Annotated in this window: 16 protein-coding genes; 7 read left to right on the forward strand and 9 right to left on the reverse strand. The window is 70.7% G+C overall.

Annotated elements, in window-relative coordinates; all coding sequences use genetic code 11:
* Positions 1-517: 517 nt before the first annotated feature.
* The 5 genes from OWR29_RS41800 to OWR29_RS41820 are packed head-to-tail and all read right to left on the reverse strand — an operon-like array spanning position 518 to position 5,289.
* The gene (locus OWR29_RS41800; RefSeq protein ID WP_267569156.1) at positions 518-1,567 is read right to left on the reverse strand and encodes a vWA domain-containing protein; all 1,050 of its coding nucleotides are present in this window, start codon (positions 1,565-1,567) and stop codon (positions 518-520) included.
* Positions 1,567-2,523, reverse strand: a complete 957-nt coding sequence (locus OWR29_RS41805) for a vWA domain-containing protein (protein WP_267569157.1) — start codon at positions 2,521-2,523, stop codon at positions 1,567-1,569. Before OWR29_RS41805 ends, OWR29_RS41800 begins: the two co-directional genes overlap by 1 nt.
* Positions 2,520-3,407 carry a DUF58 domain-containing protein gene (locus OWR29_RS41810; RefSeq protein ID WP_267569158.1) on the reverse strand — a complete coding sequence of 296 codons (888 nt, stop codon included), beginning with the start codon at positions 3,405-3,407 and terminating at the stop codon, positions 2,520-2,522. The genes OWR29_RS41805 and OWR29_RS41810 overlap by 4 nt, the downstream gene beginning before the upstream one ends.
* A 2-nt stretch (positions 3,408-3,409) precedes the next feature.
* Complete coding sequence (locus OWR29_RS41815) at positions 3,410-4,420, reverse strand: AAA family ATPase (RefSeq protein WP_267569352.1); 1,011 nt, start codon at positions 4,418-4,420, stop codon at positions 3,410-3,412.
* Positions 4,421-4,455: 35 nt separating this feature from the next.
* Entirely contained in the window at positions 4,456-5,289 is an 834-nt protein-coding gene (locus OWR29_RS41820) for a S1C family serine protease (RefSeq protein WP_267569159.1), read from the reverse strand.
* 94 nt (positions 5,290-5,383) lie between these two features.
* On the opposite strand from OWR29_RS41820, the gene OWR29_RS41825 reads away from it, so the two are divergent.
* The 7 genes from OWR29_RS41825 to OWR29_RS41855 all read left to right on the forward strand — a co-directional run bounded on the left by OWR29_RS41825 (position 5,384) and on the right by OWR29_RS41855 (position 11,227).
* Positions 5,384-5,878, forward strand: a complete 495-nt coding sequence (locus OWR29_RS41825; protein ID WP_267569160.1) for a TspO/MBR family protein — start codon at positions 5,384-5,386, stop codon at positions 5,876-5,878.
* A gap of 70 nt (positions 5,879-5,948) precedes the next feature.
* Complete coding sequence (locus OWR29_RS41830) at positions 5,949-7,712, forward strand: YncE family protein (protein WP_267569161.1); 1,764 nt, start codon at positions 5,949-5,951, stop codon at positions 7,710-7,712.
* The gene (locus OWR29_RS41835; protein ID WP_438872721.1) at positions 7,709-8,155 is read left to right on the forward strand and encodes a sigma factor-like helix-turn-helix DNA-binding protein; all 447 of its coding nucleotides are present in this window, start codon (positions 7,709-7,711) and stop codon (positions 8,153-8,155) included. The genes OWR29_RS41830 and OWR29_RS41835 overlap by 4 nt, the downstream gene beginning before the upstream one ends.
* Complete coding sequence (locus OWR29_RS41840; protein ID WP_267569162.1) at positions 8,152-8,829, forward strand: anti-sigma factor family protein; 678 nt, start codon at positions 8,152-8,154, stop codon at positions 8,827-8,829. Before OWR29_RS41835 ends, OWR29_RS41840 begins: the two co-directional genes overlap by 4 nt.
* 73 nt (positions 8,830-8,902) lie before the next feature.
* Positions 8,903-9,979 carry a DMT family transporter gene (locus tag OWR29_RS41845; protein ID WP_267569163.1) on the forward strand — a complete coding sequence of 359 codons (1,077 nt, stop codon included), beginning with the start codon at positions 8,903-8,905 and terminating at the stop codon, positions 9,977-9,979.
* A gap of 17 nt (positions 9,980-9,996) precedes the next feature.
* Positions 9,997-10,782, forward strand: a complete 786-nt coding sequence (locus OWR29_RS41850; RefSeq protein ID WP_267569164.1) for a hypothetical protein — start codon at positions 9,997-9,999, stop codon at positions 10,780-10,782.
* Between the two features lie 142 nt (positions 10,783-10,924).
* Positions 10,925-11,227, forward strand: a complete 303-nt coding sequence (locus OWR29_RS41855) for an RNA polymerase sigma factor (protein WP_267569165.1) — start codon at positions 10,925-10,927, stop codon at positions 11,225-11,227.
* Here the strand turns inward: OWR29_RS41855 and OWR29_RS41860 are convergent.
* The 4 genes from OWR29_RS41860 to OWR29_RS41875 all read right to left on the reverse strand — a co-directional run bounded on the left by OWR29_RS41860 (position 11,224) and on the right by OWR29_RS41875 (position 13,564).
* On the reverse strand, positions 11,224-12,072 hold the full coding sequence (locus tag OWR29_RS41860) for a GDSL-type esterase/lipase family protein (RefSeq protein ID WP_267569354.1): 849 nt from the start codon (positions 12,070-12,072) through the stop codon (positions 11,224-11,226). The two genes, OWR29_RS41855 and OWR29_RS41860, sit on opposite strands and share 4 nt — an antisense overlap.
* Before the next feature lie 61 nt (positions 12,073-12,133).
* Complete coding sequence (locus OWR29_RS41865; RefSeq protein ID WP_267569166.1) at positions 12,134-12,394, reverse strand: hypothetical protein; 261 nt, start codon at positions 12,392-12,394, stop codon at positions 12,134-12,136.
* A complete protein-coding gene (locus OWR29_RS41870; protein ID WP_267569167.1) occupies positions 12,369-13,136 on the reverse strand; it encodes a cytochrome c oxidase assembly protein in 768 nt (255 codons plus the stop codon). Before OWR29_RS41870 ends, OWR29_RS41865 begins: the two co-directional genes overlap by 26 nt.
* The gene (locus tag OWR29_RS41875) at positions 13,133-13,564 is read right to left on the reverse strand and encodes a DUF2243 domain-containing protein (RefSeq protein WP_267569168.1); all 432 of its coding nucleotides are present in this window, start codon (positions 13,562-13,564) and stop codon (positions 13,133-13,135) included. Before OWR29_RS41875 ends, OWR29_RS41870 begins: the two co-directional genes overlap by 4 nt.
* Between the last annotated feature and the right edge of the window lie 108 nt (positions 13,565-13,672).

Genomic DNA, 13,672 nt, shown 5'->3' on the forward strand with positions numbered 1-13,672 from the left:
CCATCTCACGATGAGCTACGACAGCCGCCCCGGGGAGACCAACCAAGCTAGGCCCAACCCTGAGGAAAACCCACGGTCGCCACCCCCACCGGCTCTGCTACTTCCACAGGTGGCGGCTACCTCCACAGGCTCTGCCACCCACAATCTGCTGAGGTATAGCCACGGCTGCCACCCCCTCCACCTCTGTCTCCCACCCCCCGAGGTAGCCCACCCACCTCAACCAAGCACCTGGCTTTTCCCACCCAGAAGCGCAACCGGCACGGTGCGAACGCGAAACCCACCACAAAGGCCCGCCCGGGTGAGAAGGACGCCCAGCTTCGTCCACAGCGCGGCAGCCAGACCACCCAGCCGCACGGGTTTCCCCAGCTCAGCCATGCAGTGAGAGAAGCACTGACCACAACGCTAGAGCGAGTTGAAACCATGCAAGGACGGGCCCGAGGGTGACCACGCAGGGCGTATCGCCTTTCAGCCCAGCGTGGTCACCCTCGGGCCCGTCCGTCCCACCGCAACCAATCTCTCACTTACGCCCAGGAACCCGACTCCACCAGAGCGACAAGAACACGCCCCCCACAACGAGCACGGATGCAGCCAGAACAAACCAGAAGGTGATCTCAACTTCCTGCTTGCGCAGAGTGAACTCACGAGGCAAATCAGTCAGCACATCAACGAGCTGATCCGCGTCCTCGGCCCGGAAATACTTGGCCCCCGTCGTATCGGCCACCTGCGTCAACGCTTGCTCGTCGATCTCCATGTTCCGGCCACCTCGGCCTCCACCCCAGCCTCGGCCACCCCCGAAGGGCGAATCGCCGCCTATCTGGTCGGCTGTGCAGACCATGGGGGCTGGTTCTGTTGTTCCGAAGCCGATCGTGTAGACCCTCACCCTTCGGGCGGCTGCCTGTTCCGCTGCTGTCACCGGGTCTACTCCGGTGGTGTTGGAGCCGTCGGTGAGCACCACGATGGTGTCGGGTTCGTAGTCGCCCAGCTGGCTTGGGGTGTCGAGTTCGACGCCGGTTTTGGCGACCCTGGGGTTGCTTTCGGCGATGGCGTCGATCGAGGTCAGGATGGCTTGGCCGATTGCTGTGCCGCGGGCCGTTCGTAGTGTTCCTATGGCGTCCAGCAGCGCGTCTTTGTCGGTTGTGGGGGCTACCAGCAGGCCGGCTATGCCGGAGAAGGCGACCAGGCCGATTCTTGTTCCGTCTTCTTGTTTCTGGATGAATTGTTTGGCCGCCTCGGTTGCCACCGTGAAGCGGTTGGGTTCGATGTCGGTGGAGCACATCGAACCTGACACATCGATGGCCAGCAGCACCGATGTGCTGTTGGACGGAACTGAGACCGATGCTTGAGGGCGGGCCAGTGCGCCGCCCAGGGCGAGCAGCGCCAGGACGAACAGGGCGGCCGGGATGCGGCGCTTCCACGACGTACGGCCAGGGAGCGCGGCCCGGATCAGGGCGACGCTCGAGACCGTGACCGCCGAGCGCTTCCGCCTGCGGTTGAACCACCAGCGGAGGGCCAGCAGCAGCGGCACCGCCAGCAATGCGGTCAGGGCCCACGGCCAGCTGAACGACATCAGATGATCCTTCCGTGCCAGCGGGAGCCGAGGACGGCGCCCAGCATGAGCAGCAGCAGGGCGGCGCCGGCGAACGGCGCGGTCAGTTCCAGGGGTTCCTTCTTCGCGGTGAGCCGCAGGTCGATGCCCTTGGTGGTGTCGTTGAGCGTGGCGGCGTCGCCGGCCGGCAGGTAGGCGCCACCGGTCGTCTGCGCGACCGTGGTCAGCAGGGCCGGGTCCAGCGCCGTGCCCAGTTGGAAGCCGTCCACCTCGACCGTCGCGCCTCGTTCGGTTCCGACGCCGACGGTTTGGATGCGGATGCCGGCCGCCGCTGCCAGTTCGGCCGCGGCCACCACGTCGGGGCCTCCGGTTTCCTGGCCGTCGGAGAAGACGACGATCGTGGCCGACGGCCAGTAGCCCAGGTCGGGTGGCGGCGCGCCCTCCTCGGGCAGGGTGATCGGCTTGCCGGTGATCGTGCCGACGGCGACGAGGATGGCCTGGCCGAGCGAGGTGCCGCCGCCGGCCGCGAGACGGCTGATGGCGGACAGCGCGGCCTGGTGGTCGTCGGACGGGGCCTGGGTGAGCAGCGCCTGGTCGCCGAAGACGAGCACGCCGACGTCGACCGTGCTGGGCTGGTCGTCGACGAACTCTTTGGCCGCGGCCTGGGCGGCGGCGAGCCGGGTGGGCTGCACGTCGCCCGCCTTCATGCTGTTCGACACGTCGAAGGCGAGCAGCACCGTGCCGGAGACGCGGGGCACGGTCACTTCCGCCTGCGGCCGCGCCAAGCCGACAAGCAGAACGGGCAAGGCCAAAAGAATTAGCGCGTACGGAAGATGACGGCGCACCCGGCCCGTCGGTGTGAAGCCGGCCTTGCGCAACGCCGCCGTACGCCTTCTCTGCAGGTGCACATACGCGTACACGGCCGCGGCCGTGACGAGCAGCGCGACCGCCAGCAGAACCGGATAGAGGAAGCTCACCGGCGCCCCCGCCCCGAGCGCTGCACCAGGTCGATCAGGGCCGCCAGCAGGTCTTGATCGGTGGTGATGCGCTGAGCGCTCACCCCGGCCCGGCGCATGCCCTCGGCCAGTTCCGTCTCGCGGGCGCCGGCCTGCTCGGCGAGCCGGCCGCGCAGCAGCGGGTCGCTGGTGTCGACCAGCAGTTGCTCGCCGGTCTCGGCGTCCTCGACCAGGATGACGCCGACGTCGGGCAGTTCCACCTCGGCCGGGTCGACGACCCGGATCACCACTACCTCGTGGCGGTGGGTGAGCCGGGCCAGGGGCCTGTCCCAGCCGGGGTCGCCGATGAAGTCGCTCATGACGAAGACGAGGCTGCGCCGGCGCGAGGTGGTGGTGGCGGCCAGCCGCAGCATGGCTTCCAGGTCGGTGGTCTTGCCCGGTTTGCCCTTGGGGGCCGGGCGCAGCAGCTCGCGGGTGATCCGCAGCACCTGGTCGCGACCGCCGCGGGGCGGGATCACCTGGTGGCCGGCGTTGTCGTAGAGGATCGCGCCGACCCGGTTGCCGCCGCGGGAGACCAGGCGGGCGATGCTGACGGCGAGTTCGGTCGCGGTGGACTCCTTGCCGGCGCCCTGGCCGAAGCGCATGGACGCCGAGCGATCGATCACCAGCCAGGCCGTCAGCTCGCGATCCTCGGTGTACTGCCGCACGTACGGCTCGTCCAGGCGGGCTGTGACGTTCCAGTCGATGTGGCGGACGTCGTCCTCGGCCGCGTAGAGCCGCAGGTCGGTGAAGTCGATGCCGGCGCCGTGCCACACCGTGCGGTAGTTGCCCTGCAGCCGCCCGTCGAGGCGCCGCCCGAGCCGCCACTCGAGGCGCCGGAGCAACCGGTCGGGAGCCGAGGTCATGATCAGCGTCCCCGGCCGGCCGGCTCCGGGATCGACACGTTCGCGAGCACCTTCTGCAGGATGACGTCCGCCGTCACGTCGTCCGACAGGGCCTCGTACGAGAGCACCAGCCGATGCCGCATCACGTCCAGGGCCAGGTCGGTCAGATCTTCCGGTACGACGTATTCGCGACCACGGATGAAGGCGAGTGCCCGGGCCGCCAGCACCAGGCTGATCGACGAGCGCGGGCTGGCGCCGAAGGTCACGTACCGGGAAATGTCGTTCAAACCGATGCGGGCGGGGTCGCGCGTGGCGTGGGCGAGCTGCACGGCGAACTCGATCAAAGACGGGTCGACGTAGACCTGATCGGCCTGCTGCTGCAGCCCGACCAGCGTCGCGGGGTCGATGATCTTCTGGATGACCGCGGCCGGGGTGAGCGCCCGCTCGACGACGACGAACTCCTCGGTGACGCTGGGGTAGCCGACCAGCACTTTCATCATGAACCGGTCGACCTGGGCCTCGGGCAGGGGATAGGTGCCCTCGGTCTCGATCGGGTTCTGAGTGGCCATGACCAGGAACGGATTGGGCACCTGGTGGGTCTCGCGGCCGATGGTGACCTGGCGTTCCTGCATCACCTCGAGCAGCGCCGACTGCACCTTGGCCGGGGCGCGGTTGATCTCGTCGGCCAGCAGCAGGTTGGTGAAGACCGGGCCCAGCTGCACCTGGAACTCGCCGGTGGGCTGGTGGTAGACGCGGGTGCCGACGATGTCGGCCGGCACCAGGTCGGGCGTGAACTGCACCCGGTGGAAGTCGCCGCCGATCGCCTCGGCCAGCGACTTCACGGCCAGCGTCTTGGCCAGCCCGGGCACGCCCTCGACCAGGATGTGCCCGCGCGAGAGCAGGGCCACGAGCAGCCGTTCGAGCAGGACGTCCTGCCCGACGATGGTCTTCTTGACCTCGTAGAGCACCTTCTCGATCGGTCCGGCCGAGGCCGGCGGGGCGTCGTTCCAGTTGTAGGCGCCGCGGGCCGGCATGTTCATGCGTCCGTCCTTCTGGTGGTCCGAGGGATTCACAGCGGTGGGTTCTGGCCGTCGCCCTCGCCGGCGCCGAGCGCGGCGCCGATCGGGACGGCGAAGCCGATGCCGATGAAGGTGCCGGCGTCGGTCGGGTTGGCCAGGGCGACCACGACGCCGATCACCTGGCCCCGGTCGTTGATCAGGGGGCCGCCCGAGCTGCCGGGGTTGACCGCCGCGTCGAACTGGATCAGCCCGGCGATGTCGCCGCCCCGGTCGCGGCTGAGCGTGCGGTCCAGGCCGGAGACGACGCCGCTGGTGGTGGTGGCGGTGAGCCCGAGCGGGTTGCCGATGGCCACCACGTCGTCGCCGATCGCGGCGCCGCCGCCGAGCACGGCCGGGACCAGCGTCTCGGGCAGCTTGGCGGGCTTGAGAGTGGCGATGTCTTGCGCGGCGCTGGAGGTGACGAGCTCGGCCGGGGACTCGGTGCCGTCGGCGTAGGCGATGGTGATGGCCTTGGCCCCCTCGACGACGTGGAAGGCGGTCAGGATCGTGCCGTCGGCGTTGGCTATCACTCCGGTTCCCGTGTCGGCCCCGGCCCCGCTGCCGGTCGCCTTGATCAGCACGACCGACGGGCGCAGGGCCTGGTAGACCTCGGGCACGGTGAGAGGGGCGTCGGAGGCGGAGGGTGAGGCCGAAGGCAGAGCGCGAGCCGGAGCCTCCGGATCACCGCTGTCGCGCAGCAGCACCACGGCCGTGATCGCCACGGCCCACAGCGCCACGGCGCCGATCAGTAGTTTCCGGCGCAGATCGGACCGTTTGTACCAAGGCGCCGGAGCTTCGGGTGGTGCCTGCTCCGGGCCCGCGGACCGGAGCACCTCCATCTCCATTCATCGACTGTAGGAGCGTTTTCTCAAAGCCGCCCCAGAGCGAGGTCATCAATCCTTCAGGCATGGAATCGCAGATGGTGGGCATTGCCACGGTATGACCCAAGCCGCCCTTCACCTGCGCTCCCCGCACCGCCACCGCTGGCTCGCGCTGGCCGGGTTCGGTCTGGCCGTCTTCGTGGCGGCCGCGATCGGCGGGCTCGGGGTGAGCGGCACCAGCAACGAGTACAACAGCCTGGAGCAGCCGGCCTTCGCGCCGCCGTCCTGGCTGTTCGGGCCGGTCTGGACCGTGCTGTACGTGATGATCGCGGTGTCCGGGTGGCTGGTCTGGCAGCGCGTCGGGTTCACCCGGCCGATCTGGCTGTGGTCGGCCCAGCTGGTGCTCAACGCGATCTGGACGCCGCTGTTCTTCGGGGCCGGGCAGTACGGGCTGGCCTTCGCCGAGATCGTGCTGATGTGGCTGCTGATCGGGGCCACGGTCGTCAGCTTCTGGCGGGTGCACCGGACGGCGGCGGTGCTCCTCCTGCCGTACTGGGCCTGGGTGACCTTCGCCAGCGCGCTCAACCTCTCGATCTGGCTGATGAACCGCTGAGCGTGCCAACTTCGGCTGCTACACCTTCCTAAGTGGGCCTTCGTCACTGCAAGATGATCGCGGTGACACTATGAGTGAAACTGGGCTACCGCAGAGTGTGCTGACCGAGATCGGCAGTCCGATCCGGGAGTCTCGTCTGACCGGCGTCGACGAGCTCGCCCGGCTGGCCTGGGGCGCCGACCTCGCCCTGGCCGCTGCCGCCCGCCATGCCCTCCAGCAGATGATGGAGGACGACAGCCGCAGCGTCTCGGCCGCGGCGGCCGCCGCGCTGGAACGCACCGCCGTGCGCCTCGAGCCCGAACGGGTCGACTTCGGCACGGTCGCCGCCGAGACCCAGCGCCTGGTGGCCGACGTGCGCGTCGACGGCCCGCCGCTGGCCCTCGCCGGGGCCACGGTCACGGTCAGCGGCCCCGGTCTGCGGGCCATGCTGAGCGACCGCACGCTGCGCATCATGTGGCTGCCGCGCTCCGACTGGCTCGACGGGTCGGTCACCGTGCGCGGGCCGGCCGGCTGGGCCGACGTCCGCGTCACGGGCCAGGTCGGCAACGCGGCGGCGCCCTTCGCCCCGGCCGCCCCGGTCGCCGCGGCCTACGGCACCTCGCGCGGGGCCGAACCGGAGGGCCTGCGCACGTACGACGGTGGCATGGTGGCTAACGGCTACGGCCCGGCCCGCGTCACCGTGCTGCCCGCGCCGCCCTCGTCGGGCCGCCGCCAGGTCGGCACCACGGTGCTGGTCGCCATCCTGACCACGCTGGTCGTGCTGGGCGGGGCCGGCGTCGCGATGGCCCTGCTCAACGACGACCGGTCCGAGGCGCCACCGGCCACCGCCCAGGGCAGTCAGCTGCAGCCCGACACGGCCCTCGGGTCGGCCGATCCGGCCCAGCCCGAGCCCGAGGTCACCCGGGTGCCGCTCGCCCAGCGCGTGCGCGGGGTGGCCAGGCCCAAGGTGATCGCCACCATCCCGGTCGGCGCCGAACCCGAGGGTGTCGCCGTCTCGCCCGACGGCCGCACGGTCTACGTGGCCAACCAGAACAGCCGCATCCTGTCCGTGGTCGACACGGCCAGCCGCAAGGTGACCCCGGTGGCGCTGCGCAACACGCCGCGCTTCGTCGCCGTATCGCGCGACGGCAACACGGTCTTCGCCTCGATGTACGAGGACGACAAGCACACCGGCAGCGGCGTCGCGGTGGTCGACAGCCGCAGTCGCAAGGTGCTCCGCTACCTCGACACCGGCCACATGCCGTACACACTGGCCGTGGCGCCCGACAACAAGCTGTGGGTGCCGATCCACAGCGACGGCCGGCTCGAGATCTTCAGCTCGGGCACGTTGCGCATGGTCGGCGAGCTGCCGGTCAAGCCCAACCCGCACGCCGTGGGCTTCTCGAGCGACCAGATGCGCGCCTTCACGGCCAACCACGAGTCGAACGCGGTCACCGTGATCGACATGCGGACCAACGGCGTACTGCAAAGCATTCCGGTTTCCAAGGCGCCGCACAGCATCGCCGTCTCGCCGGACGGGCGGATGGCGCTGGTGGCCGGCTACGAGGCCGACGCGGCCAACCTGATCGACACGGTCACCCTGAAACGCACCGGGCCGTTCAAGGTGGGCCGCGACCCGCAGAGCGTGGCGTTCTCGGCCGACAGCCGCTACGGCTACACGGTGAACGAGGGCGACGGCACGATCACGGTGCTCAACGGGCGTACGGGCGCAGTGACCTCGACCGTCAAGGTCGGCCAGAGCCCTCGCACGATCGGGGTGTCGCCCGACGGCCGGCTGGCCTACGTCTCCAACGGCGGCGACAACACTCTCTCCGTCCTGCGGGTGGGGGAGTGAGCCGACGCGACCGCACCGCCGGCGAAGTGCTGGTGCGGCGGCTGTACGCCGAGCACGGCGCTGCCCTTCTCGCGTACGCGACCAGACTGAGCGGCGATCGGGCGGCGGCCGAGGGCATCGTGCGCGAGACGTTGCGGCGCGCCTGGACCGAGCCCGCCGCCCTCAGCGAGGAGCGGGGAGCCGTACGCGCCCATCTTTTCGGTCTTCTGCGAAGCGTCGCCGGAGCGCCGGCCGACCCGCTGCCCATGCTCGGCGCGATCGGGACTCTTGCGCCCGAGGAACGCGAGGTGCTGAACCAGTTGTACTTCCACGGGCGTGACGTCAAAGAGGCGGCAGCGTCGCTCGGTCTTCCGGCCGAGACGGTGAAGTCCCGCAGCTATCAGGCTCTGCGCCGGCTGCGGGAGGCGCTGGCGGCCGACGTCACGATGGAGGCAGCCGGATGAGCGGGCACCAGACCGAGCAGCTCGGGGCGTACGCGCTGGGGGTTCTCGACGACGACGAGTGGGCCGCCGTGCACGCCCACGTCGAGGACTGCCCGCGGTGCCGCGACGAGGTCGGTGACCTGCGCCGGATCGAGGAGAGGCTGGGCGAGATCCCGCCCGAGGCCTTCCTCGAGGGGCCGCCACCCGACGCCGATCTGCTGTTGCAGAAAACCCTTTCCCAGGTACGCGATGAGGGCCGCAGCCACGATCGGCGCCGGCGGGCCGTGTGGACCCTGGCTGCCGCCGCAGCCGTCCTGGTGGCGGTGGCCGGCGGCCTGTTCATCGGGCGGTCCGGCTCGGGTTCGCCCGGTTCGGTCCAGCCGCCCGCGGCAGTCGTGGCCGCGCCTCGCACGATCTCCGCAATCGACCGTGGCACCGGCACGTCGATGCAGGTCACGATCACACCGGCCGCGGGTTGGGTGCGATTGAAGGCCACGGTCGACGGCGTGCCGGCCGGTTCCCAATGCCGCCTGTTCGTGGTCGCGCGCGACGGCTCCCGCGAATTCGCCGGAAGCTGGCTGGTCGGCGCGTCCGGCACCACGGTGGACGGCAGCGCGCTCGTGGCGCCGGCCGAGGTGACGGCGGTCCAGGTCGAGACGTACGCGGGACAGGTTCTCGCCACCGCCCCTATCTAGAACCCCCGCCCGACGCCTATGCTCAGATCGTGATTGCTCGATCTACTCAGCGTCACGACCTCGGGCCCCGGTCATGACCGGCGCCGGGTGGGTCGCACTGGCGATCGTCAGTGTCGGGTCGCTCTGCTACGCCACCGCGTCGATCCTGCAGGGCGTGGGCGCCCGCCGCAGCGTTGGCACCGCGCAGACCATGGCCCACCCGCTCTACCTGGCCGGCATCTTCTTCGACATCCTGGCCTGGGTCGGCGCGATGATCGCGCTGCAGACCCTGGCCGTCTACGTGGTCGAGTCGGTGCTGGCCGGCTCCCTCGCCTTCACCGTTCTGGGCGCCCGCATCGTCCTCGGCTCCCGCCTGCGCCGGCGCGACATGGTGGCCGTGGCCGTCACGATCATCTCGCTGACGTCGCTGGCCTTCTCTGCCGGCCCGCAACACGCGGTGCACACCACCAACGAACTGCGCTTCGCCCTGTGCGGCGCGGCCGCCGCGATGGTCCTGGTCGGCTATGGCGCGGCCAAGGTCAACGCCCCCGGCGGCGTCATCGCGGCCTGCGCCGGCCTCTCCCTGGGCGGCGCGGCCCTGGTCGGCCGCTCCCTCCCGGTCCCCGAGGGCGTCGGCGCGGGCGACGTGGCCCTGGCCATCGTCACCGAGCCGCTGACCGCGGCCCTGCTGGTCTTCGCCGGCACCGGCATGACCCTCTACGCCCACGCTTTGCAACACGGCGACGTCGGCCCGGTCACCGCCATCCACTGGACGGCCGAGGTGATGGCCCCGTCCATCGTGGCCGTGGTCTTCCTGGGCGACACCGTCCGCGAGGGCTGGCTGCTGCCCGCCGGCATCGCCTGCCTCCTGACCGTTGGCGCAGCCGTTGTGCTGGCCACCGCCCCCGCTACCCATGCCACCCACGTCGAAGACCCGGCTCCCGCCGGCCCGGCCGCCCTGCCCGCGCAGGCCCCACGCCACGCGCTGGCCGCGCCACCCCTGCCGGTGCTGCCCCAGCCGACCGGCGAGCGGATCATCTGGTGGGGGCCGCCCCCGATCTGGCGGCCGCCGGATAGGGGCCGCCCGGTCGACCCGACCTACCGCGCGCTGGCCTTGCCGGCCGCCGCCGCTCCCCGCTTCGTCTGGGCCGCCCCGCCGCGCCGTCGTTGATCGGCCATCATCGACGTGTGGGTGACCTTCTGATCAATCTGCTGGCCAGCGTCATCGCCGGGACGGCGGTCTGGGTGGCGGGGTTCGGGCTGCGCCGGCGCAAGCTGAGCCGGGAACGCGCCTTCTTCGGACTCAGCGCCGGGGCGAGTTGCCTGCTGGTGGTGTCCCGGCACGCGTCGTCGCCGCGCGAGTTCAGCGTCCACCGCCGCGACGTGGCCGCGCTGGTGGAATTGGCGACCATCGCCCGCGGGTGCGGCGCCCACGCCGACCGGGTCGGCGAGAACCAGCCGACCGGCGAGATAGGCCGCCTCACCGAGTTCTGCGTGGGCGGTCCCGGCGGCGCCAGCCCGCGCAGCGCCACCCACGTACGCACCATCCTGCGCGGCGTGACGTACGAGGTGTTCGACGACGAGAAGCGACGGATGTCCTTCACCGTCGGCGGCCACCAGTACGAGCTGAGTCCGCAAGCCAGCTACGTCCTGCTGGCCCGCTTCTGGGGCCCGGCCGGCGGCCGCCCGGTCTTCTTCATCGGGCGGCCTGAGCGCCGGCAGCAACCTGGCCGGCGCCCGCTACCTGGCCGCACGCCACGCCGAGCTGGCCCGCACCTACGGCGCCGACCGCCCCTTCGCCCTGGTCCTGCGCATCGTCGAGCCCCACGCCTACGGCACCGACTTCACCGAACTGGCCGCCGACGTCACCGGCGACGCCTTCGAGCCGTCGACCTAGCCTCCGCGTTCCCCTGCCGCGCCGTGCACGTTGGCGCGGCCGCTTCGCACTCCTTGGGTGAGGCCGCCCGCTGGTGAAAGGAGCTGAACAGTGAACAGCGAAATCAACCGTGGCCGCGAAGTCAAGAAGGTCGTCAACGTCATCGGGGCCGCGCTGCCAGCACCTATCTGATCTCCGGTTCGCTCGCGGTGACCGCGCGGGTGGCCGTCGTGATGATCGTTGTGCTGGTTCGCCGCCGGTAAGCCGGCCACGTTCGACGACTACTACCTGGACGACTTCACGTCGTTGACCTGGTTCGCGATCCGGATCGGGGCGTCGTCCACGGCCGACGCCGAGGACGTGGTGCAGGATGCTATGCGCACGGCTCTGTGCCACTGGACGGAGATCGAGGCGCCGTACGCCTACACCCGAGCGGCCGTTCGCCGCGAGATCATCCGAACCAAGACCCGGACGGCCCGGCGACGGGACGCCGAGGTGCGAGCCTCGGCCCAGGATCAACCGCGGCCGCTATGGCCTCGCTAGCCGAAGGCTGTGTAGGTGGCGTCGGAGAGTTGGGCCTGGCCCTTCTGGTTGGGGTGGAAGTAGTCGACCTGGTTGACGAGGTCGAGGTTGAAGCTGGTCTCGTGCGAGTCGTTGTCCCAGCGGCACCGGCTTCCGTATTTGTCGCAGGCCTGGCGTAGCTCGTCGTTGTAGTCGTTGATCCTGGCCTGCACCTGGCGGCGCCGGGCGTCGTCGGGGTCGGTGGTGGAGCGGGGGGCGGCCAGCATCGAGCGGCACGTGTTGAAGCGTTGCCAGGCTCGGACGGCTCGGTCGTCCTTGCGGCCCAGCTGCCACAGGCGGTAGAGGTCGGGGATGCCGGCGACCAGCACGTCCGCCTTGGGCAGGCCCTTCTTGAGGCGGGTCAACGCCCGGTCGACGTCGCGGCGGAAGGTGGCCACCGGGGTCATGCCGGCGGGGCTGGGGGCGCAGGCGTCGTTGGCTCCGATGAGGATCGTGACGTACTGGGCCTTCATGTCGACAGCCTGGACGACCTGGCTGGGCAGCGAGCGGGCCTCGGCCCCGGGCTCGGCGAAGTTGCGGGCCTTGCCTTTGATCTTCGGGTTCTTGGCCAGGATGCGGCGGTAGTGGCTGTCGACGGCCTCGGCCGTGCCGGTCGACCACGAGTTGCGTCCGCAGGCCAGGAACGAGCCGCAGCTGCCGAAGCCGGCGGTGATGGAGTCGCCGAGCGCGGCCATCGAGGACGGATAGCCCTTCGCCGGCGTGGAGCCACCCCCGCCGCCGGTGCCGCCGGCCCCGGCGCCGGCCTCGCAGGCCAGCGCGAAGGCGGCCAGGGAACCGAGGACGGCGAGGTGCCAGCGGCGGGCCATCGTGCCTCCAGAGTGACGGAATGCAACCACTCAGGCACGATATGTCATGGCGGCCCGCGGGTCAGTCTCCCGTGCTGAAGAGTTCCGAACGCGGCACGTTCAGGGTGACGGTGGCCGGGGCGCCCTCGACGGATCCGGCGATCTGGTCGCCCGTGGCGTAGACGCCGCCCGAGAACAGTCCGGCGCTGTCGATCCGCAGGTAGCCGGCGGCCATGAGGCGCTCGGCCACGCCGTCGGCCACTTCCGGTCGTACGCCGGTGTCCGGCATCTGCACGTCGGCCACCTTTCCTACTTCCTCACCGGCCGAGTCGGCCACGGACATGCCAACGTTGACCCGGGCGATCGGCAACGGCTGGGTCGGGGTATCGGGATGCATGGCGCCCGGGTTCCCCGCCCGCGACGGCGGAAACGCGCCGGAAGAACAGCACGATCACGACCAGGTGCAGCAGATCGCCGCCGTAGTACATGATCTGGGCGTCGCCGGGGTTCGCGCCGGGCGGCGGATGTCCGTACAGGTATTTCGCGAGGATGCCGTGGGCGGCCACGAAGGCCAGGAACACCAGACCGCGGGTGAGCGGGCCCGGGCGGTGCGGCGCCGGGTCGCGGCCGATGATCGCGGCCGTGAGCAGGTAGCCGGCGAGCAGCATGTGCACTTGAACGAGTGTGTGCAGCCACGGCCGCGCCATGGCCTGCGCGTACAGGTCGGTTGTGTACAGCAGCCAGAGTCCGCCCGCGTCGAGCACGGCCGCGGTCAGCGGATGGGTCATAAATGGCGTACGCAGAACGTGCGCGACCCGTCGGGCCGGGCCCACCGGCAGCGCGCGCAGGAGCAACGTCACCGGCCGGGCCAGCACGAGCAGGATCGGCGCGGCCATCCCGAGCAGCAGATGGGCCGACAGGTGAGCCCGGAAGTCGTGGTGATGGCCGAGCCCGGCCGCGGCGGCCACGGCCACTCCCGCGTACCAGGCGAGCGACCGGCTCGGGGGCCAGTCGACCCCGCGCCGGCGCAGGCGTTCCACCCCCATCGCGTACGCGCCGGCCGCCGCCATCAGCGCCCAGATCAAGCGACCACCGCGCGGCGGAAACGGGCGAGCAGAACCGTGCCGGCCACGATCAGCAGCACCGCGACGATGTTCCAGCTCCAGTCGTACGCGGTCAGGTCCACCCCGTACCGGATCTGATGCAGCCGCATCAGCTTGTGCTGCACGGTCCCGTCGTACAGCTGGAACGCCCCGGCCGCGACGAGCAGCGCGCCCCACCACGGCCGGGCCTGGAAAGTGCCCTGGCGTCGCAGCGACGCCAGCAGGAAGAGGGCCGCCACGGCCGCGAAGAAGCTGGCCGCGTGCAGGATGCCGTCGGAGACCAGCCCCACGGCGGGCGTCGATTTGTCGTAGAAGTGGTGCCAGTGCAGCAGTTGGTGGAACACGACCTCATCGAGGGTGGTGGCGAGACCCAGCCCGAGCAGCGCCCCGGAGAGAACGTTGTTTTTCACGGCGGGGCGGGTTCCCCGGCAGATCGATGACAAACAGCACGAGTGTTCTTGCCGACAAGGGGTACGCGGGCGGTGCGGCGCCGTCCCCAACTCCCGGCCCGGGGGCGG

This window comes from Paractinoplanes pyxinae, from assembly GCF_026626335.1.
Lineage (GTDB): Bacteria > Actinomycetota > Actinomycetes > Mycobacteriales > Micromonosporaceae > Actinoplanes > Actinoplanes pyxinae.